The organism is Gluconobacter sp. P1C6_b (assembly GCF_018811945.1).
Taxonomy (GTDB): Bacteria; Pseudomonadota; Alphaproteobacteria; order Acetobacterales; family Acetobacteraceae; genus Gluconobacter.
The window spans coordinates 45,452-63,921 of record NZ_JACRVU010000005.1 but is presented as its reverse complement, the minus strand read 5'-3'; the positions used below and the strand labels follow the sequence as shown (position 1 = coordinate 63,921).

Here is an 18,470-nt window from a genome sequence, read left to right as displayed (position 1 = left end):
CGCGACAGGGTCAGAGATTGGCTCAGGCGCGGTTCGTGTGGCGGGTGGCTGCCCGCTTCGTCACGCCCTTGCGGGAGTGGCGGTCAATGGTTGCCGGAGCCTCGCAGCTCTCATAGGAAGCTGGCTGGGCCACGTCCTTGGCTTCGGCGTAATGCGCCAGATCGGACGCCGATTCAAGAGCGTCGATTTCATCAAACATGGCTTCGCGCTGCTGGCAGAAGACCGTACCGGACTTCAGGCCGCCCAGTGACTGGATATCGGCAAGCTGCGTGATGTAGTCGTCATGCTCGACCTGCGCACGACGGCCATAGGTCGTATGGAAATAGCTGTTCAGACGCTCGTCCGCATTCAGCAGGGCCGGGCGGAACTTGCTGACGAAAGCGTTGTAACGGTCCTGCGCCTTGCACGACAGAGCCGTCACCATCAGCTCGGACTTCAGGCCAGCCACATCGAAGGCTTCGTGAGCGGGTGAATTGCCGCAGTCCGCAGCGCGGGCGGACAGGGGATGAACGGCAGCAAGCGTAGCGCAGGAAAGCCCGACAGCAAGCAGGCTCTTGAAGGAACGACGGAAGATCGACGGCATTGACAGACTCCACAAGACCGGATCGACCGGCCACAACCACTGGAACAGACTACCCGCGGTCGACCCCCCGCGAAAGCTGATTCTGCGTCTGAGGAACGTGCGGCAAGCCCTTAATCCGAAACATGATTTCGTGGCAGAAAATTGGCGCGGGACGTCCGGGGGCGAATTTATCGCTTCCCAGGCACAAAATACCGTCAAAATGGCCACACTGTCCCCATGCAGCCTTTCGCCCCGTGCTGTCCTGTTCTACATGCGAACGTCTGTCTGCCGTGAAAAGGCGGCATGTCCTGTCACGATGCGTTGGAGTTGAGCGTGCGTCTGCGAGGTTCTGCCATTACCCTGGGTTCGGCACTGGCCGTTTCCCTGCTTCTCTCCGGTTGTGCCCAACAGCCGATCGTCCAGCGTTCCGTGGCCCCGAATCCCTTCGGCTACCAGCGGACCTCCGCTGTCTGCCACGTCTCCGCCGTCAAGAAGGCCGCTGACGGCACGATGAGCGTGGACATGACGGTCCGCAGCGATGACGGACTGTGCTCCATCGCCATCCAGAAGCCGATGGGTGGCAATTATGCCTCCTTCGGCGTCAACCCGCCGCCGGCACACGGCAAGGCCTTCCTCTACAATTATGATGGCAAGACCTATGTGGATTACACGCCGGCCACGGCTTACGCCGGAACGGATTCGTTCACGGCCGAGCTGATCCCGGGTGGTGGCCAGAAGCGCGAGCATTTGACGATCCATGCCACGGTAGATGCAACAGGCGTCGTTGTCGCCAAGCCGCCCGCAGTCGTCGCTCCGACGCCCGCGAAGACGACGGCCAAGAAAGCCACCGTCCGTCACACGGTGCGCCGCAAGAAGTAAGGCTTTTCCATCACGTCGATGGGTCTGAAAGGGCGGGGAGGTTTCTCTCCGCCCTTTTTTATGCCGGAAGGGCGGAGAGCAGGCGTAAAAAAACCGGCGACCTCGTGAGAAGCCGCCGGCTGACCGGGATCCGGGTCTGTTCGCGGACCTTACTTGAAATCGATTTCCACGCGGCGGTTCTGGGGTTCGCGGGTATTGGCAGCGGTAACCACCAGCGGATGGCTCTCGCCGAAGCCCTGAGTCGTGATCAGTCCTGCGGCTACGCCGTCACGGACCAACTCTTCCTTGACCGTATTTGCACGACGCTGAGAGAGCGCCAGGTTGTAGGCCTCGCCACGATGTCCGGGATGGGCGGCCGACGTGTCGGTATAGCCGCTGACCTCGATATGTGTGACCTGCACCGAGGTAGAGTTGCGGGCTGCCGCTGCCACCACGGCTTTCGCGCGTGTGCTCAGCTCAGCCGAATCCCAGTCAAAAAATACCAGATAGGTGCGGGTGGGCGCAGGCCCGGGGATCGGCATGGGAGCCGCAACCGGCTTGGGCGGCGGGGGAGCGGGATTGAACTCATAGCGCAGCCCCAGCATCAGCGAATGGTTGAAGTCCGTGCGGGTATCGCGGTTGCCACTGGAGACCCCGAATTCCTTGGTCTTGTCCCAGCCGCCATAGATTCCGGTCGCCGTGGCATGATGCCCGTTCGGACCCATCAGTGTATAGAACCGGTATTCTGCCGTAGCCGACAGGCCTACGACCCAGGGGACGGGGAAGGACAGGCCGAAGATGCCCTGATAGGCGAAGTTCCCTGTCGTGCCGCCGACATGCTGGTCAAAGGCGCCGTTCGGAGCATGAACATAGGTGTTCATGGCCTGCCAGCCATAGCCGATGCCTGCGCCGAAATACGGGAAGACCCAGGACTTGCCGATGTCCATGTCGAACAGGGCATTGGCCATGACGCCATAGCCCTGCTGACGTCCACCGACGGAAGACGGGAAGGTGCTGGAGCGGAACTGCTGCAGACGGTTGTTGCGGTAGTTCCCCTCGACCTCGACGCGGAATCCATTTCCGAGTCCATAGCCCAGGCTGCCAATACCGGTCACACCGGCCTGGTAATGGTCGCGTCCGCTCGGAAAGACCGGCGACAGGCGCGCGGTCTGGTCCTGATTGAAGCTGGCGCCGCCTTCCCCGGCAATATACAGGCCTTTGACGGGCTGTGCGGTTGCGGCACCCATGACGAGCATCGAAACGCCTGCAGTGAACCCGGCACGGGTAAGCCAGGTCCTGACAACGGATCGTTGCGTCATGTCATTTCTCTCCAACCAGACAAATCTGCCAACCTTATCTGCGTGTGTTCTTGCCGAAAGCTCGGACGATGGCAACGCATCACACGACACAATGCCGCATCATGCGGTTTTCTTTATGGCAGGTTCGCCATGCGCTGTGTCTTCACTCCCACAGTTTACGCCTCTTCGTCCAGATCGAGCCGTCGCGACCCGAGGGTGCGTTCTATGGGCTGGGACACGTCCCGCATCTCCAGTTCGATGATCCACAGGTCAGGATCATATTTTTTCTGTCGCTCCAGATAGGCGTCCACGCCTGCCGGATCGGTAGCATCCACGCGGGCCCACCCGTTTCCGTCTTCGCGCAGGACGCCGGTTCCACCCGAGCGATCGGTCAGGACGATCAGGACCGCACCGGCGTCCTCGTCGCCTTTCTTCAGGACCATGGCCGAGGTTCCGTCCGAGGAAATACGGCGCAGGACAGCCCGTACCCAGAGTCCCGTTTTCAATCGTGCGCCCATGACTGTTTCCGTTCGTCCTGCAAAGTTAGTGGATGGGCGCGCTGTTCTCGTCAGGAACAGACTCCAGCGCCGCCCTGTAGGCGGCAGGGGAAGACAGCAGCACCCTGGCGGCGTCCATGTCGGCATCGGAGCCGATGGCGGCCGGGCAATGTTTCCGGATATCGAGGATTTTCGTCACCGGAACCGGGTAGCGGGCCGCGCGTGCCATCTGCACGGCCTCGCCCTGCAGGGTGTTTCCCTGCTTCAGGGCGGAGAGCTGGGCCTGAAGGGACTCGGCGCCAAGCGATGTGCAGACCTGCGGCATGACGCCCAGACCCTGAATGGGCCAGCCGAGCGGCGCCTGATTGCGACTCCACGTCACGAACAGCTCCCCTCCGTTCGGCATCTGTCCGATCACCTGCACGAGTCCCTTGCCGAGCGTCTCGCTCCCGATCACGACGGCGCGCCGGTGATCGGACAGTGCGGAAGCCAGGATTTCAGCCGCGCTGGCTGTCCGTCCGTCCACGAGAATCACCACCGGCGTGCCATTGGTCATGTCGCCACCCTGAACGGCCCAGATATGGTTGGCCAAAGGGTTCCGGCCATGTGTGGTGACGGCCACTCCATGATCCAGCAGCAGGGCCGCCGTGGTGACGGCCTGCTGAAGGACGCCGCCGCGATCACCACGCAGGTCAAGAATGATCCCTGCTGTCTTGTTCCTGCTGGCAGAAGGGGCAGGCGTATCCGGTGTCGGTTCGTCCACGACCTGATCGATATACTGGCTGATCTCTTCCGCGGTCTGGGTCGAAAAGGACGTGACGCGCAGAACGGTGAAAGGGCCGTCCGTCGAGGCGAAGACGGTTTCAGGCGGAACCTGTGTCCGTTCCAGCCGCAGCGTCGTTGTCCGATGACCTTTTGCGGCGATCCCCAGCGTGACGGAGGTATGCTCATCGCCCTCCAGCCAGCCCTGGACCGTGGTGACATCCTGACCATGCGTCGACCGGCCGTTGACGGAGATCAGACGCTCGCCCGTATCCACGCCGGCTTCCCAGGCGGGGCCGTTGGCGTTGACGGCCGTAATCACGATCATGCGGCCGCTCTGGCCCAGACTCAGCCCCACCGTTCCCGTATTGCCGGTCCGCCGCGTGCGGTCCGAAGTGGCCGGAGAAGGACCGAGATACCGGGAATAGGGATCGAGATGATTGAAAAGTTCGTCGAAAAATCCCTGCAGAAGCGCGTCTGACCCGGCCTCCCGCAGCGTGGCGGAGCGCTGCCAGGCTGCCTGCATGGCAGCCGTAACCAGATCGGCCCATGCCCCGTTACTGTCCGCGACCGGCATGATCCGGCTGAACACGACCGTCTGTCCCTGGAGGACATTCAGCATTGTGGGCGCCTGCGCAGACGCATCGGCAGAGGTTTTTTCTGCCGCCATCGCCTCACCGGAAGAGGGTGCCGGTCCCGACACCTCAGGGCGTGTTTCCGTGACGGAAAGGGTGGGGTCGATGGCCGTCAGCCCGTCCAGTCCCCACAGGCAGAAATCCCGCGCGGAATGCGCCTCGAGCGTGCGGGGCTCCAGAAAGCCAAGGGCTGCGACCAGCACTTCGCGTGTCAGGGAAACTGAAAGTGTTGGCTGCGGTGTGGGCGTAGCAGCGGAGATGGCAGGAGCCGCCTGTCCTGCGGTTCCGGAGGTATCTGCGGGTGTCTGTGCCTTTGCGGGTCCTGTCGGAGCGATCAGGATGAACATGCAGAACGCCAGACAGAGAGCCGGGCGACATGCCGCCTCGCGGCTGCGCGGCATGAAATGGATCATAGGGCGGACGGCATGACGCAAGACGGGGTCCTTGGAGACGGGACGGCAAAGAAGGCTGCTCCCCGTAAGGCGACCACGCCACAAACTTCAGCCACGGTAAAGACTTGCCAGACCGAATGTGGGGTCGGCAGTGCCGTCAGGCAACACTGTCGACCCGATCTGTTTTCAGCCTTCCGACGACGTGTCGGAAACAGTCTTACGTTTCCGCGGCATTGTGGTTTTCGTCTTTGTGGCGGATTTGGCCGGGCTACGCTTTGTTACCTTCTTCGGGGCCGCCTCATCCCCTTCCGCAGCCGCAACGGCTTTTTTCGCCTTTGCTGCTTTCGGAGCGGCTTTTTTCGCAGAAGTTTTTTTTGCGCCACCTTTCAGTGGCTTGCCCTTCTCCGCCAGAAGCGCCACGGCCTCATCCAGCGTGACCTCGTCCATATCCTGCCCCTTCGGCAGGTTGGCGATCAGCTGGCCGTGCTGGGCATAAGGACCGAACCGTCCCTTGCGGATCATGACCGGCTCGCCGTCCTTCGGGTGGGGGCCCAGATTGCGGATGGAGGCCAGTTTCTTGGCCAGCGCATCCACGGCCCGGTTCAGCCCGACAGTCAGAACGTCATCATCCTTGTCGAGCGTGCCATAGATGGCGCCCATCTTCACATACGGCCCGAAGCGTCCCAGACCAGCCTCGATTTTTTCGCCTGTCTCGGGATGAAGCCCAACCAGACGTGGCAGGGACAGCAGCCCCAGCGCCTGTTCCATGGTCATGGTGTTGCCATCAATGCCCTTGGGAATGGTCGTCCGCTTGGGCTTGGCCTTCTTGTCTTCGGGGTTCGGTTCCCCGCGCTGGATATAAAGTCCGTAAGGACCGCGGCGGATCGAGATGTCCTCGCCAGTCTCCGGATCCTGGCCCAGAACCTTCGGACCGTCGTTCAGTCCTTCAGAATCGCCTTCCTCGGCGACCAGACGGCGGGTGAACTGGCAGGTCGGATAGTTCGAACAGCCGATGAAGGCGCCGAACTTACCCAGTCGCAGGCCCAGCCGCCCGGTTCCGCAGGATGTGCAGACGCGCGGATCAGCGCCATCGGGGCGAGGCGGGAAGAAATGCGGCCCAAGATCCTCGTCCAGGGCGTCGATGACGTCCGAGATCTTCAGATCCTTGGTCTGCGCCACGGCTGCCGAGAAATCGTGCCAGAAGGCCGCCATGACGTCATGCCAGTCGGCCCGACCGCCCGAAATGTCATCAAGCTGCTCTTCGAGCGAGGCCGTGAAGCCGGTATCGACATAGCGCTCAAAGAACGAGGTCAGGAACGCCGTGACCAGACGGCCGCGATCTTCAGGAACGAAGCGCCGTGCGTCCAGACGCACATAGTTGCGGTCCCTCAGCACACCGAGAATGGAGGCGTAGGTCGAAGGACGGCCAATGCCGATCTCTTCCATTTTCTTGACGAGCGAGGCTTCCGAATAGCGCGGCGGCGGCTGGGTGAAGTGCTGTTCGGCATCCACGGTCCCCGTCGTCAGGCGATCGCCTTCCTTCATGGGCGGCAGAAGTTTGCCGTCTTCGTCCTCGGCCTTCGTGTCGTCACGGCCTTCGATATAGAGCTTGAGGAAGCCGTCAAATGCGATGGTCGAACCCGTCGCACGCAGAAGCGTCTGGCCGCTCGCATCCGCCAGCGTTACCGCCACCTGATCCAGCTCGGCCGACTGCATCTGCGAGGCGACGGAGCGCTTCCAGATCAGCTCGTAAAGCTTCTTCTGTTCCGGCGTCAGGGCATGGGCGACCTGGTGCGGTGTGAGAAACACATCCGTCGGGCGGATGGCCTCATGGGCTTCCTGCGCATTCTTGGCCTTGGTCGAGTAGCTGCGCGGATAATCCGGCACATACTCATCGCCGAATGCCTTGCCGATATGTCCGCGAATGGCGCCCACGGCTTCCTTGGCCATCGTCACGCCATCGGTCCGCATATAGGTGATCAGACCGGTGGTCTCGCCGCGCAGATCCACACCTTCATAAAGCTGCTGGGCCGTGCGCATCGTGGTCTGTGCGCTCATGCCGAGCTTGCGCGACGCTTCCTGCTGCAGGGTGGAGGTCGTGAACGGCGGCGGCGGATTGCGCTTGGTGCGCTTGCGCTCGACGGAGCGGACCGTGAACTGTCCGCCCAGAACGGTGTCGCGCGCGCCGAAAGCCAGTTGCTCGTTGTTCAGGTCGAACTGGTCGAGCTTCTCGCCCTTCAGATGCGTCAGCCGTGCCTGAAACGCCGCCTTGCCCGGCGTCGTGAAGCCGCCGGTGACGGTCCAGTATTCCTTGGGACGAAAGACTTCGATCTCGGCTTCGCGCTCGCAGATCAGGCGCAGAGCGACGGACTGCACACGTCCGGCACTTCGGCTGCCGGGCAGCTTGCGCCACAGAACGGGAGACAGCGTGAAGCCCACCAGATAGTCCAGCGCGCGCCGGGCCAGATAAGCGTCGATCAGCGGGCGGTCCAGCTCACGCGGGGCTGCCATCGCCGCCGTAACGGCTGATTTCGTAATTTCGTTGAAGGTGACGCGATGGACGTCGACGTTCTTCAGAAGTTTCTTTTCTTCCAGAACGCTGCGGACGTGCCAGGAAATCGCTTCGCCTTCGCGATCCGGGTCAGTGGCGAGGTAAAGGTTCTTCGCCCCCTTCAGCGCCTTGGTGATGGCGGAAATCTGTTTGGCGCCGCGCTCGTCTGTCTGCCAGCTCATGGCAAAGTTCTCGTCCGGGCGCACGCTGCCGTCCTTGGGCGGCAGGTCCCGCACATGACCGAACGAAGCGAGCACGGTATATCCGCTTCCCAGATACTTGTTGATCGTCTTGGCCTTTGCCGGGCTCTCGACCACCACAACGTCCGTCATCGCCACTCCGGTATTCCGCGTCACTTCAGTTCGGCAGCAACGCCACGCGTCCGCCGGGCACAAACTCCACGACCCCGCCGAGCTCAAGCTCGGCCAGTGTCGCAAGCACTGCCGACACGGAGAACTGGCAGCGGCGCACCACATCGTCAACTGCTACCGGTGTTACGGACAGGAGGGAACACACCGTCTTCTGGGCCAGATCTGGCTCAACCCAGTCCTCGCTGACAGGGCTGCCCCAGGGCGTGGAAGGCTCGGAAAAGCCCGTCAAAGGCGGGCTGTGGGCGGATGAACGCTGCCAAGGCGCTGCCTCGCGCTGTGGAAGCGCCGAGGGCAGGACCTGAAGAATATCATCAATATTTTCTGTCAGGGTGGCCTGGCTTGTTTTCAGCAACTGGTTTCCGCCCCGTGACCGGGGATCGAGCGGTGAGCCAGGTACGACGAAGAGTTCACGGTTATAGGACTGGGCCAGATCGGCCGTGATCAGCGTGCCGGATCCAACCGTTGCTTCAATGATCAGGCACCCCAGCGAAATTCCGGCGATCAGGCGGTTACGTCGTGGAAAATGGCGGGCCAGCGGGGCTGTCCCGAGCAAGGCTTCTGTCACCAGACAGCCCCTTTCGGCGATCTGCTGCTGAAGGGAGGCATTCTCGGGCGGATAGACATGATCCAGACCACCCGCGATGGCCGCGACCGTCAGTCCGGGGTGAAGAGCTGCGGCATGGGCTGCCGAGTCGATTCCCCGTGCCAGCCCGGAAATTACGCAAAGTCCCGAATGTGCAATTTCGGCCGAAAGGCTCTCTGCAATCCGGATTCCAGCCGCAGAGGCATTGCGCGCGCCAACAATTCCCACGGAGCGCATCGAGAGCTTGCGGACATCTCCCAACGTGAACAGGACGGGAGGGGCATCCGGAATGCAGGAGAGGAGTAGCGGATAGTCCGCATCTCCCCGCAGCAGCATCTTTCCCCCCAGTTTTTCAAGGCGATCCAGCTCGTCTGTCATACGTGAGACGGTCGGAATGACAGGGTCTTCCCGGCGTCCAGCCCTGCGCATGCGACCGGGAAGAGCGGCAAGGGCGGCCCCTGCGCTGCCATACTGTGTCATCAGTCGCGCAAAGTTGATCGGACCGACGCCAGTCGTCTGCGCAAGACGCAACGCATCGATTCGGTCTGTTGCAAATGTGGCGAAAGGGACGTTCAGAGAAACTGTCATAAGATCTTTTCCTTAGGACAGATTCCTTAATGGATGCTTAAAATCTAGCGTCTGGATGCCGGATCAACGTTCACACGCGGTTCCCGGCCTGTCAGGAGCCGGGCAATATTGCTGGAATGTCTGACCCAGATCAGCAGGGAGACGAGCAGCGTCGCCACCGGGATCGGAGAGTGTAGCGTTCGGCCTGACAGCAGAACCATCAGTACGGGGGCTATTAAGAACGCTGCCAGCGCCCCGGCCGAGGAAATCCGGCTCAGACGCGCGACCAGCAGCCACACCACGCAGCAGGCCAGCCCAACCGGCCATGACAGGACCCAGATTGTTCCCAATCCCGTTGCCACGCCCTTGCCACCCCGGAAACCGAGCCAGACCGGAAAGCAGTGCCCGATGACGACGGCAACGGCGGCGACGGCCATGGTGGTTTCGCTGGCGCCAGGGAAGAAAAACCGGGCGATCAGGACGGCCATAGCTCCCTTGAGCGCATCCAGCAGCAGCGTTGCCGCCGCCAGTCCCCGACGCCCCGTACGCAGGACGTTGGTTGCGCCGATATTGCCCGAGCCGATCTTGCGGATGTCGCCGCCGCCACCCAGTGCCGTCAGAAGCAGGCCGAAAGGAATGCTTCCGATGACATAGGATATAAGAGACAGCAGGATCAGCTGTGCCTGAAAGCCGCTCATGAAGGCGCCCCCGCCATCTCGGCAGCCGTAAAGACCTCTACGCCCCGTTTGAACGTGCGCAGGACGCGGCCCTTCAGCTCCTGCCCATCGAAAGGCGTGTTTTGTGCACGGCCCGGAAGATCTCCGGCCACGACGGTCCACGCCCCTTCCGGATCGAACAGACACAGATCGGCATCGCTCCCGACTGCGAGCGTTCCGGCTTTAAGGCCAAGTAGCGCAGCCGGGGCGGACGTTACCAGACGTAACGCATCAACCAGCGGCAGCCCGGTTCCGAGCGTGACGCCCAGAAGTGTTACCAGACCCGTTCCCCCGGCCCGCGCCTGCGCAAAGGGCAGACGCTTGTCATCGGCATCCGCCGGGGCATGATCCGAAGCCACGGCGTCGATCGTGCCGTCCACCAACCCCGCGCAGACGGCTTTGCGGTCCGCTTCATTGCGCAAAGGAGGCGAGAGTTTCGCATAGGTGCGGAAATCACCGATATCGTCTTCGGTCATTGCGAAATAGGGAGGCGCCGTATCGCAGGTCACCCGGACGCCGCGGCTTTTGGCCTGACGGATCAGATCCAACCCTTCGGCTGTCGAGACATGCGCGAAATGCAGCCGGGCCTTGGTCATTTCCGCAAGACGCAGATCCCGCGCAATCATGATGGCTTCGGCTTCGGCCGGAACCTGAGGCAGCCCCATCCGCACGGCCCGCGCGCCAGCCGTGGCGCAGGCTCCCGTGGCCAGCGAGGGCTCTTCGGGATGCTGGACCACGATGGCATCGAGAAAGCGCGAATAGGACAGCAGATTGCGCATCTGCTTGGCGTCTGCAATGGCGTGCGTCCCGTCCGTGAACGCGACCGCTCCGGCTTCCTGAAGCAGGCCCAGTTCGGCCATCTCCCTGCCCTCACAGCCGCGCGTCAGTGCTCCATAAGGATGGATCGAGACCATTCCCGTCTCTTCGCCCCGGACCCGCAGGAGATGGACGAGGGCCGGATTGTCGATCGGTGGCGACGTATTGGGCAGGACCGCCATCGTGGTGATGCCGCCCGCTACGGCTGCCCGCGCGCCGGAGGAGACGCTCTCGCGATATTCCGAGCCTGGCTCGCCAAGTGCCACGCGCATGTCCACCAGGCCAGGACACAGGACTGCTCCCGCGCCATCAATGACCCGCGCACCTTCGGGAACCGATCCGTCCTCGCAGGCGATGATCTTTCCCTGACGGACCACAAGCCGTCCGGTCTCGTCCCGGCCGGAAGCGGGATCGATCAGACGGACATTTTCAAAAACAATATCAGTCATATTGGCATCCGTGCCCGGGACAGCCGGTCCAGAACCGCCATCCGCACGGCCACGCCCATTTCAACCTGTTCGGAAATCACGCTCTGGTCCGAATCCGCCACGTCCGAGGCAATTTCCACCCCGCGGTTCATCGGCCCCGGATGCATGACGAGCGCACCGGGCTTCGCCAGCGCCAGACGGCGGCGGTCCAGTCCGAAGAAACGGAAGTATTCCCGCGCACTCGGCACCAGACCCGCCCCCATGCGCTCCTTCTGAAGCCGCAGGGACATGACGACATCCGCGCCTTCAAGCGCACGGTCCATGTCGGAATACAGCTCGACATCGCCAAGCTCCGCCATCGCGCCGGGCAGGAGCGTCGGCGGTCCAGCCAGACGCACCCGGTTTCCGAATGCCGTCAGCAGATGGATGTTGGAACGTGCCACCCGGCTGTGTCCGACATCGCCGCAGATCGCGACCGTCAGCCCTTCAAGCCGGCCGAAATGACGGCGGATCGTCAGCGCATCCAGCAGCGCCTGCGTCGGGTGTTCATGCGTTCCATCGCCCGCATTGACGACGCTGGCCTCGACCTTTTGCGACAGCAGGGCAGGGGCACCGGACTGCGCATGCCGCACGACCAGCAGATCACAGCGCATGGCATTCAGCGTCGCCGCCGTGTCCAGAAGCGTTTCGCCCTTGTTCACAGAACTCGTGGCGACGGACATGTTGATCACATCGGCGCCAAGCCGCTTGCCCGCGAGTTCGAAACTCGTGCGGGTGCGGGTGCTGTCTTCATAGAACAGGTTGATGACCGTCCGGCCCCGCAGCGCGTCACGCGGCGCGGAACGCGAACGGCTCAGAAGCGCGTAGCTTTCCGCCAGATCGAGGAACGGTACGAGCTGTTCGGCCGACAGCCCCTCGATTCCCAGCAGATGCCGGGGGACGGAAGGCCGCTCAGGCATCGACGGACCCGGAAGCCAGAACGGCAGCAATGCGGGCCAGAACCTCGTCCTGCCCCAGAGCCGAAAGCGTCAGGTCAATGCCCGGAGACGTCGTGGAGCCTGTCATGGCGGCCCGCAACGGCTGGGCCACGGAGCCGAGCTTGATCTCATGCTTTTCGGCATAGGCGCGCAGGGTTCCGTCGATCGCTGCGGGCGTGAAATCCTTGAGAGCCGCCAGATCCTTGCCGACGCCTTCAAGAACCCTGCGCCCGTCCTCTCCGAGCAGCTTCTCGGCCTTGGGCGTAAAGGTCAGGGGCAGGGTGAAGCCTGCAAAGGCCGCATTGTCCGCCAGTTCTACCAGCGTCTTGGCGCGCTCCTTGAGGCCCGGCATCATCGCAAGAATGCGTGCGCGGGTCTTGTCGTCCGTCACCATACCTTCGCGACCCTGGAGACGCTCCATGACGTCATTCGTCAGACGCTCGTCATCGGCCACACGCATCCAGATCCCGTTCAGATGCGCCAGCTTGACGTAATCCATGCGCGATGGGGACCGGCCCACACCGTCCAGATCGAACAGCTTGATCTGCTCCTCGCGGGACAGGACTTCGGCATCGCCATGACCCCAGCCCAGACGCAGCAGGTAGTTGCACAGGGCTTCGGGCAGGTAACCTTCCTCGCGGAAATCCACCACTGACTGCGCGCCATGACGTTTGGACAGCTTGGCGCCGTCGGGACCGTGGATCAGCGGCAGATGCGCGAAATGCGGCAGATCCCAGCCCATGGCGCGATAGATCATGGCCTGACGAAACGTGTTCGTCAGATGGTCGTCACCGCGCATGACATGCGTGATCTCCATGTCATGATCGTCGACAACCACGGCATGCAGATAGGTCGGCGTGCCATCCGAGCGCAGCAGGATCAGATCGTCCATTTCCGCATTTGCCACGCGGACTTCGCCCTGCACCAGATCCCTGATGACGGTCTCGCCCTCACGCGGTGCCTTCAGACGTACGACATAAGGCGCGCCCTCGGGTGCTTCGGACGGATCGCGGTCCCGCCAGGTGCCGTCGTAACGGGGCGGACGCTTCTCGGCCATGGCTTTCTCGCGCATGGCGGTCAGCTCTTCCGGCGTGCAGAAGCACTTGTAGGCCTGTCCTTTTTCCAGAAGCTCCAGCGCGACTTCCGTATGGCGGTCCTGACGGGCGGACTGGAAAACCGGTTCCGCATCTGCCTCGATCCCCATCCAGGCCAGACCGTCGAAGATCACGTCCACGGCCTTCTGGGTGGAGCGTTCCTTGTCGGTGTCCTCGATCCTCAGAAGGAATTCACCGCCGTGATGGCGGGCAAAGAGGAAATTGAACAGGGCGGCGCGGGCGTTGCCGACATGCAGCAGACCCGTCGGGGAGGGGGCAAATCGCGTACGGATGGTCATGGGGTCGTCATATCACGCTCTGTCCCGCGCTTCCATCCGCCAGCGCAGGGTCCGGCACAGGGCAGGGTCATATCCCGAACCCTTCCGTCAAAACGCCGTGTCTTACAAAAAGCTAAGCCTGTTCAAGCGTGTGTGATTTCCAGCCTTCTGCCGAACCTGCCTATCCTGACCTTCAATAGTGCAGGTGGTACCTTTCCAATGAACCGACGCGATTTCAACGCCCTGCTGGCAGGGCTGGGACTGACCTTCGGAGAGGGCAGGATCCATCACGCCAGAGCCACGACCTCCCGCGTGGACGTTTTCACGCTGCGGGCCAATGACTGGGTTCCGAACAATCCGGATCTCCCCGTCATCGTGTATCGCAACGCGCTCGAAGCCGGGCCGGATCGTGAGGCTGTGTACGAAGACCTGTTCGCCCATAATGGCTGGCCACCACAATGGCGGAATGGGGTTTATCCGTTTCACCACTATCACAGTCTGGGGCACGAAGTTCTGGGTTTTTCCAACGGTTCCGCACGCCTGATGCTCGGAGGCCCCAAGGCCCGGACAGTCGAGGTGCGTGGCGGTGACATTGCCGTGCTTCCGGCCGGCACGGGGCACTGCAATCTCGGCTCGGACGAGGATTTCACCGTCATAGGCGCCTATCCGCCCAACCAGTCCTTTGACATTCTCCGCGCCGCGCCGACAGTGGAACAGCGCGCGCGTATCCACGGCCTGCCATTCCCGAAGACGGATCCGGTCCAGGGCGCAGCAGGTGTTCTCGCGCGGGAATGGCACCCTTCATGACGGCCTTTCCTCTCAGACGACGCCCTTTCCTCGCAGCGCTCGCCGGTCTGGCTACCGTCCGTAATGCCGGCGCAGTGGATTCCAACACGCAGAAGACGCGGATCGGCATCATCGGCACCGGCCATGTCGGCACGACGCTGGCCGAACTCTGGGTTCATGCGGGCTACCACGTCATGGTCTCGTCGCGCTCTCTGAGTGAGGCACAATCGCTCGCCACCTCTCTGGGGCCGCTCGCAACAGCGGGAACCCCGGCGCAGGCGGCGGCTTACGGAGACATAGTGGTCCTGGCTGTGCCCTATGGCGCCATCCCCCAGCTTGGCCCGCAGCTCAGCCGGACGTTGCTGGACAAGATCGTGCTCGATCCGTCCAATCCCTATCCGTGGCGGGACGGGCCTATTGCGGAGACCGCGCAGAAGGACGGGGCGGGGGTGACGACGCAGCGTTATTTTCCTTCTGCGCATGTGGTCCGGGCGTTCAATTCCATCGACATGACGACGCTTCGTGCTGAAGCCCATCGTGCGGCGCCTCTTCTGGCTGTGCCGGTTGCGGGAGATGACGCGGGGGCGGTGTCACAGGTGGAGACGCTGGTGAGGGCAGCCGGATTCGAACCTGTCGTGACCGGGAATCTCGCGACCGCAAAACTGTTCCAGCCGGGCAGCACAGGCTTTGAGCTGGAACAGGATGCCGCTGGTCTGAAGCAGGCGCTTCACCTGTCGCAGTAAAGGAAGTCTGTTCGGGATACGTCGGCCTCGAGTGAGGAGGCGCGTCCTGCGGAAAAATCCGTTACGGTCCTGTTCGTGAAGACAGTGTCCCTTTCCGTTCCGGACCTCAATCCAGAGGAACTTCTGGCCCGTGTGGAGTCTCCTGACCCTGCACTGACGCCACCGCCCGCCATCATCCGGTCCTTTCTGGATCAGGGGCGGCAGATGATCTGCTGGCTCCCGGTTGCGGTGGGGCTAGGGGCCATGCTGTATCTGGTTCTGCCGTTCGAGCCTTCCATCCTGTGTGTTGTGCTTGCCACGACTTTGCCGATCCTGACGGGGGGCACCTGTTTCTGGTGGGGCTGGCAGCGGCTGTTTCCGCGTCTGCTGGGATTCGCACTGCTCTGTGCGGCGATCGGGTTTGGCGATCTGGCATTTCAGGCCCGGATGCAGCCGCCAATGCCGGCCCTGCCAACCCATGCGACGGTTCTGACCGGGCGCGTCCAGTCGCTGGAAATCCTGCCGCCCCGCAATGACGACGAGGATGACGGCCATCGCGTGACACTCGCGGATGCCGTGTTTGAGACGCCCGTCGATGCCGGGATGGCGCCGTTACGCCGGACGCTGCATATCCGTCTGCGCGATGATGACGACCTGTTTCCCGAGCCAGGAAGCACGATCCGCCTGCGCACCATGTTGCGGGCACCGCCGCCGCCCTCCTGGCCCGGCGGCCGGGATCTTCAGCGGGAAGCCTGGTTCTCGGGGCTGGCCGGAAGCGGCTATGCGCTCGGTCCCGCCAGCCTTTCAGGCGCCCCCTCCCGCCAGTCGTGGATTGAATCCCTGCGTGAAACCGTGGCTCTGCGTGCCAATGCTGCACTGTTCGGCCAGACTGCCGCGATTGCCGCCACGCTTCTGGCGGGAGAGGCGGGGAGCATCGACCAGCATACGCGCGAGACGTTTTCCGCTTCGGGGCTGGCGCATCTCCTTGCCGTCGCCGGGCTGCATCTGGGTCTCGTGATGGCGGCTGTCATCGTGACGCTGCGCTGTGGACTGGCCGCTATTGAATATGTCGCGCTGCGCTGGCCGTGTCGGCAGATTGCCGCTGTTTCCGGACTTCTGGCTGGGGCGGGTTATGTGATGCTGACAGGCGCGCATCTTCCCAGCCTTCGGGCGCTGGGCATGGCCAGTATCGTGACGCTGGCCATCGTGACCGGACGGCGCGTGCTGTCCATGCGGTCGCTGTCCATCGTGGCGCTTCTGATCCTGCTGGTTTCGCCGGTCTCGGTGGTCGATGTGTCGTTCCAGATGTCCTTTGCCGCCGTGATGGGACTGATCGCGGGTTATGGTGCCTTACGCGAGCCGCTCATGCGCCTGCGGGGTGAGGGGGAATGGTATCGTGTTGTCGCGTCCCATTGTGCCGCGCTTGTCCTGACGAGCCTTCTGGCCGGGCTGGCGACCCTGCCGGTCAGCATGGCGCATTTCGGCGCGCTTCAGCCCTGGTTTGTGCTGGCCAATCTCGTGGCCGTGCCGCTCGCCGCCGTCTGGATCATGCCGGTCGGGCTTCTGGCGCTCGTGGCCATGCCGTTCCATGCCGAAGCACCTTTTTTAAAGCTCATGGGGATGGGAATCCGCATCGTGCAGATGCTGGCGGAGCGCGTGGCGGCTTTTCCGATGGCGCATCAGCCCGTGCCCGCCATGCCGGGCTGGGGCCTGCTCCTGGTGATGCTCGGACTGTGTTTCCTGTGCCTGTGGAAGGGCAGGGTATGCCTTGCAGGGTTGCTGCCCATTGCGATCGGGCTGGCCTCGATCTGGCTTGCGACGAAGCCGGATATTCTTGTTTCTCCGGATGCGGGGCTGATGGCCGTGCGTCAGCAGGGTGTCCTTCTGGTCGGCCCTCATCCCAGCCTGCAGCGCCGTACATTGGAAGACTGGCAGCAGGCCCTTGCCCTTCCCATCGCGCCCCTGCCGTCAGACTGTCTTTCCGGTCCGTGCCGGATGCCGCTTGGTACGCAGACTGTCCTGCTGCGTGTGCGTGACGCTTCGGATGGCAATACGCTGCCGACCATGGAGCAGTGCGAGGGCGTGAGTTTGTTCATCAGCGCTTCACCGGCGCGGAAAGGCTGTCCAGACGTGCCGTCCATCGACCGGTTTTCGGTCTGGCGGGATGGGGCTTACAGCGTTTTCGCCGGAGAATCGCTCAAGGTCGTGTCGGACCGGAGCTGGCGGGGAAACCGTCTCTGGGTACCACCTGTGGGCTGGCATGGCATGCCCAACCTGCCTCTGGCCCAATCGGAATGAGCGCCTCTCAACCTTTTGGAAAGCAATCGCCCTGTAGGATCGCCGCACAGGGAGGTCCGCTATCGTGGCTTACAAATCCGCAACGGGCGTTCTGCTCGCGCTTTTACTGACGGCTACCGTCCCGGCACAGGCTGCTCCCGCCGTGATCTGGGAAGGGCTGAGCCTGGGCATGAGCGTGCCGGAAGCAAGGCTTAGCCATCCGGAAATGATGGTGCTGCCCACACCGGTGCCGCGTGCTGGCTTCGCGCGCTATGTGATGCAGGGGCCTTCGATCGGGTCGTGCCTGTCGAATGTGGATGTGAATTTTCTGGGCGGACGTCTGGCTTCGGTTGAGGTCCATGCCCTGACGGATACGGATTCCGGCGATGTCCGGGTCTGTGCCGAGGAATGGGGGCGCGCGGTCCGGCAGAAATACGGCCAGCCGCTGTTCGATATCCGGACGCCCTTGACGGAAAACATCACCTGGAATGCCAGCGGCTTTTCGGTCACGACGCATATGCGCGTGGTCAATACGGTCGTGGTCTATTCCGTGTCCTATCAGGCGTCTCGCCGGACGGCGGCCCAGATCCTTTAGGTCGCAGCGGCTTTTCGTGCCGGCGGGGCCTGCATCCGCTTGTCGGGATAGAGACACCATTTCGTTGCCGGGCAACGCCAGCATTCCGGTGCGCGTGCCTTGCACACATAGCGTCCATGCAGGATCAGCCAGTGATGCGCCGGGCGCAGCATGTCTTTCGGGATCCGCGCGACCAGCCCGTCTTCGACCTGCCGCACGGTTTTGCCGGGTGCCAGGCCGGTCCGGTTGCCGATGCGGAAGATATGCGTATCCACCGCCATCGTATCCGCCCCGAAGGCGACATTCATCACGACATTCGCTGTCTTGCGTCCCACACCGGCCAGCGCTTCGAGCGAGGCCCGGTCGGACGGGACCTGTCCGCCGTGACGTTCCAGCAACTGCTCGCATAACAGTTCCACGTTATGCGCCTTCGCCCGCCACAGGCCGATGGTGCGGATATGCCGGGCGATGCCTTCTTCCCCGAGGGCGGCCATCGATGCAGGGTCAGGCGCCTCCTCGAACAGGCCTTTCGTCGCCTTGTTGACGGATTTGTCTGTGGCCTGGGCCGAGAGCACGACGCTCACCAGAAGTTCGAACGGATTGCGGAACACCAGTTCGCTCTCCGCGTTGGGGTTGGCCTCGGCCAGTGCGGTGATGAAGGCTTTTGCGGCTGCCTTGCTCATGGCCCGGCTTGCGGTTGCGGGGGCATCGGTCATGACAGGGGCT

Annotated in this window: 16 protein-coding genes; 5 read left to right on the top strand and 11 right to left on the bottom strand. The window is 62.9% G+C overall.

Annotation, left to right across the window (positions count from 1 at the left end; translation table 11 throughout):
• Nucleotides 1-22: 22 nt before the first annotated feature.
• Nucleotides 23-583: a hypothetical protein gene (locus tag KP701_RS05570; protein ID WP_155720920.1), complete on the bottom strand. Its 561-nt coding sequence runs from the start codon at nt 581-583 to the stop codon at nt 23-25.
• Nucleotides 584-895: 312 nt separating this feature from the next.
• On the opposite strand from KP701_RS05570, the gene KP701_RS05565 reads away from it, so the two are divergent.
• Nucleotides 896-1,441 carry a hypothetical protein gene (locus tag KP701_RS05565; RefSeq protein WP_024717037.1) on the top strand — a complete coding sequence of 182 codons (546 nt, stop codon included), beginning with the start codon at nt 896-898 and terminating at the stop codon, nt 1,439-1,441.
• A 149-nt stretch (nt 1,442-1,590) separates the two neighbouring features.
• On the opposite strand, the gene KP701_RS05560 is transcribed toward KP701_RS05565, so the two are convergent.
• The 9 genes from KP701_RS05560 to gltX form a co-directional block, all read right to left on the bottom strand.
• The gene (locus tag KP701_RS05560; RefSeq protein ID WP_215746249.1) at nt 1,591-2,739 is read right to left on the bottom strand and encodes an OmpA family protein; all 1,149 of its coding nucleotides are present in this window, start codon (nt 2,737-2,739) and stop codon (nt 1,591-1,593) included.
• Nucleotides 2,740-2,894: 155 nt separating this feature from the next.
• Nucleotides 2,895-3,236, bottom strand: a complete 342-nt coding sequence (locus KP701_RS05555) for a DUF1491 family protein (RefSeq protein WP_011252814.1) — start codon at nt 3,234-3,236, stop codon at nt 2,895-2,897.
• Nucleotides 3,237-3,261: 25 nt separating this feature from the next.
• On the bottom strand, nt 3,262-5,013 hold the full coding sequence (locus KP701_RS05550) for a S41 family peptidase (RefSeq protein ID WP_252345423.1): 1,752 nt from the start codon (nt 5,011-5,013) through the stop codon (nt 3,262-3,264).
• Nucleotides 5,014-5,190: 177 nt separating this feature from the next.
• The gene (topA, locus tag KP701_RS05545; RefSeq protein WP_215746247.1) at nt 5,191-7,887 is read right to left on the bottom strand and encodes a type I DNA topoisomerase; all 2,697 of its coding nucleotides are present in this window, start codon (nt 7,885-7,887) and stop codon (nt 5,191-5,193) included.
• 25 nt (nt 7,888-7,912) lie between these two features.
• A complete protein-coding gene (gene dprA / locus KP701_RS05540) occupies nt 7,913-9,097 on the bottom strand; it encodes a DNA-processing protein DprA (RefSeq protein ID WP_215746246.1) in 1,185 nt (394 codons plus the stop codon).
• A gap of 44 nt (nt 9,098-9,141) precedes the next feature.
• Entirely contained in the window at nt 9,142-9,774 is a 633-nt protein-coding gene (gene plsY, locus KP701_RS05535; RefSeq protein WP_215746245.1) for a glycerol-3-phosphate 1-O-acyltransferase PlsY, read from the bottom strand.
• Nucleotides 9,771-11,057, bottom strand: a complete 1,287-nt coding sequence (locus KP701_RS05530) for a dihydroorotase family protein (protein WP_215746244.1) — start codon at nt 11,055-11,057, stop codon at nt 9,771-9,773. The genes plsY and KP701_RS05530 overlap by 4 nt, the downstream gene beginning before the upstream one ends.
• Nucleotides 11,054-11,995, bottom strand: a complete 942-nt coding sequence (locus tag KP701_RS05525) for an aspartate carbamoyltransferase catalytic subunit (RefSeq protein ID WP_215746243.1) — start codon at nt 11,993-11,995, stop codon at nt 11,054-11,056. The genes KP701_RS05530 and KP701_RS05525 overlap by 4 nt, the downstream gene beginning before the upstream one ends.
• Nucleotides 11,988-13,406, bottom strand: a complete 1,419-nt coding sequence (gltX, locus tag KP701_RS05520) for a glutamate--tRNA ligase (protein WP_215746242.1) — start codon at nt 13,404-13,406, stop codon at nt 11,988-11,990. Before gltX ends, KP701_RS05525 begins: the two co-directional genes overlap by 8 nt.
• A 198-nt stretch (nt 13,407-13,604) precedes the next feature.
• On the opposite strand from gltX, the gene KP701_RS05515 reads away from it, so the two are divergent.
• The 4 genes from KP701_RS05515 (at nt 13,605) to KP701_RS05500 (ending at nt 17,765) form a co-directional block, all read left to right on the top strand.
• Nucleotides 13,605-14,192 (top strand): cupin, encoded by a 588-nt coding sequence (locus KP701_RS05515; RefSeq protein ID WP_215746241.1) that lies wholly within the window; start codon nt 13,605-13,607, stop codon nt 14,190-14,192.
• Nucleotides 14,189-14,914: an NADPH-dependent F420 reductase gene (locus KP701_RS05510; protein WP_215746240.1), complete on the top strand. Its 726-nt coding sequence runs from the start codon at nt 14,189-14,191 to the stop codon at nt 14,912-14,914. Before KP701_RS05515 ends, KP701_RS05510 begins: the two co-directional genes overlap by 4 nt.
• A 75-nt stretch (nt 14,915-14,989) precedes the next feature.
• Complete coding sequence (locus KP701_RS05505; protein WP_371818897.1) at nt 14,990-17,191, top strand: ComEC/Rec2 family competence protein; 2,202 nt, start codon at nt 14,990-14,992, stop codon at nt 17,189-17,191.
• A gap of 64 nt (nt 17,192-17,255) precedes the next feature.
• Nucleotides 17,256-17,765: a hypothetical protein gene (locus KP701_RS05500; RefSeq protein ID WP_215746239.1), complete on the top strand. Its 510-nt coding sequence runs from the start codon at nt 17,256-17,258 to the stop codon at nt 17,763-17,765.
• Here the strand turns inward: KP701_RS05500 and nth are convergent.
• Nucleotides 17,762-18,460, bottom strand: a complete 699-nt coding sequence (gene nth / locus KP701_RS05495; RefSeq protein WP_215746238.1) for an endonuclease III — start codon at nt 18,458-18,460, stop codon at nt 17,762-17,764. The two genes, KP701_RS05500 and nth, sit on opposite strands and share 4 nt — an antisense overlap.
• Between the last annotated feature and the right edge of the window lie 10 nt (nt 18,461-18,470).

What these genes read in the sequence shown, in the direction of transcription:
- KP701_RS05570 (WP_155720920.1), bottom strand. Translation starts at nt 583, where the DNA reads ATGCCGTCGATCTTCCGTCGTTCCTTCAAGAGCCTGCTTGCTGTCGGG.
- KP701_RS05560 (WP_215746249.1), bottom strand. Translation starts at nt 2,739, where the DNA reads ATGACGCAACGATCCGTTGTCAGGACCTGGCTTACCCGTGCCGGGTTC.
- KP701_RS05555 (WP_011252814.1), bottom strand. Translation starts at nt 3,236, where the DNA reads ATGGGCGCACGATTGAAAACGGGACTCTGGGTACGGGCTGTCCTGCGC.
- KP701_RS05550 (WP_252345423.1), bottom strand. Translation starts at nt 5,013, where the DNA reads ATGCCGCGCAGCCGCGAGGCGGCATGTCGCCCGGCTCTCTGTCTGGCG.
- topA (WP_215746247.1), bottom strand. Translation starts at nt 7,887, where the DNA reads ATGACGGACGTTGTGGTGGTCGAGAGCCCGGCAAAGGCCAAGACGATC.
- dprA (WP_215746246.1), bottom strand. Translation starts at nt 9,097, where the DNA reads ATGACAGTTTCTCTGAACGTCCCTTTCGCCACATTTGCAACAGACCGA.
- plsY (WP_215746245.1), bottom strand. Translation starts at nt 9,774, where the DNA reads ATGAGCGGCTTTCAGGCACAGCTGATCCTGCTGTCTCTTATATCCTAT.
- KP701_RS05530 (WP_215746244.1), bottom strand. Translation starts at nt 11,057, where the DNA reads ATGACTGATATTGTTTTTGAAAATGTCCGTCTGATCGATCCCGCTTCC.
- KP701_RS05525 (WP_215746243.1), bottom strand. Translation starts at nt 11,995, where the DNA reads ATGCCTGAGCGGCCTTCCGTCCCCCGGCATCTGCTGGGAATCGAGGGG.
- gltX (WP_215746242.1), bottom strand. Translation starts at nt 13,406, where the DNA reads ATGACCATCCGTACGCGATTTGCCCCCTCCCCGACGGGTCTGCTGCAT.
- KP701_RS05515 (WP_215746241.1), top strand. Translation starts at nt 13,605, where the DNA reads ATGAACCGACGCGATTTCAACGCCCTGCTGGCAGGGCTGGGACTGACC.
- KP701_RS05510 (WP_215746240.1), top strand. Translation starts at nt 14,189, where the DNA reads ATGACGGCCTTTCCTCTCAGACGACGCCCTTTCCTCGCAGCGCTCGCC.
- nth (WP_215746238.1), bottom strand. Translation starts at nt 18,460, where the DNA reads ATGACCGATGCCCCCGCAACCGCAAGCCGGGCCATGAGCAAGGCAGCC.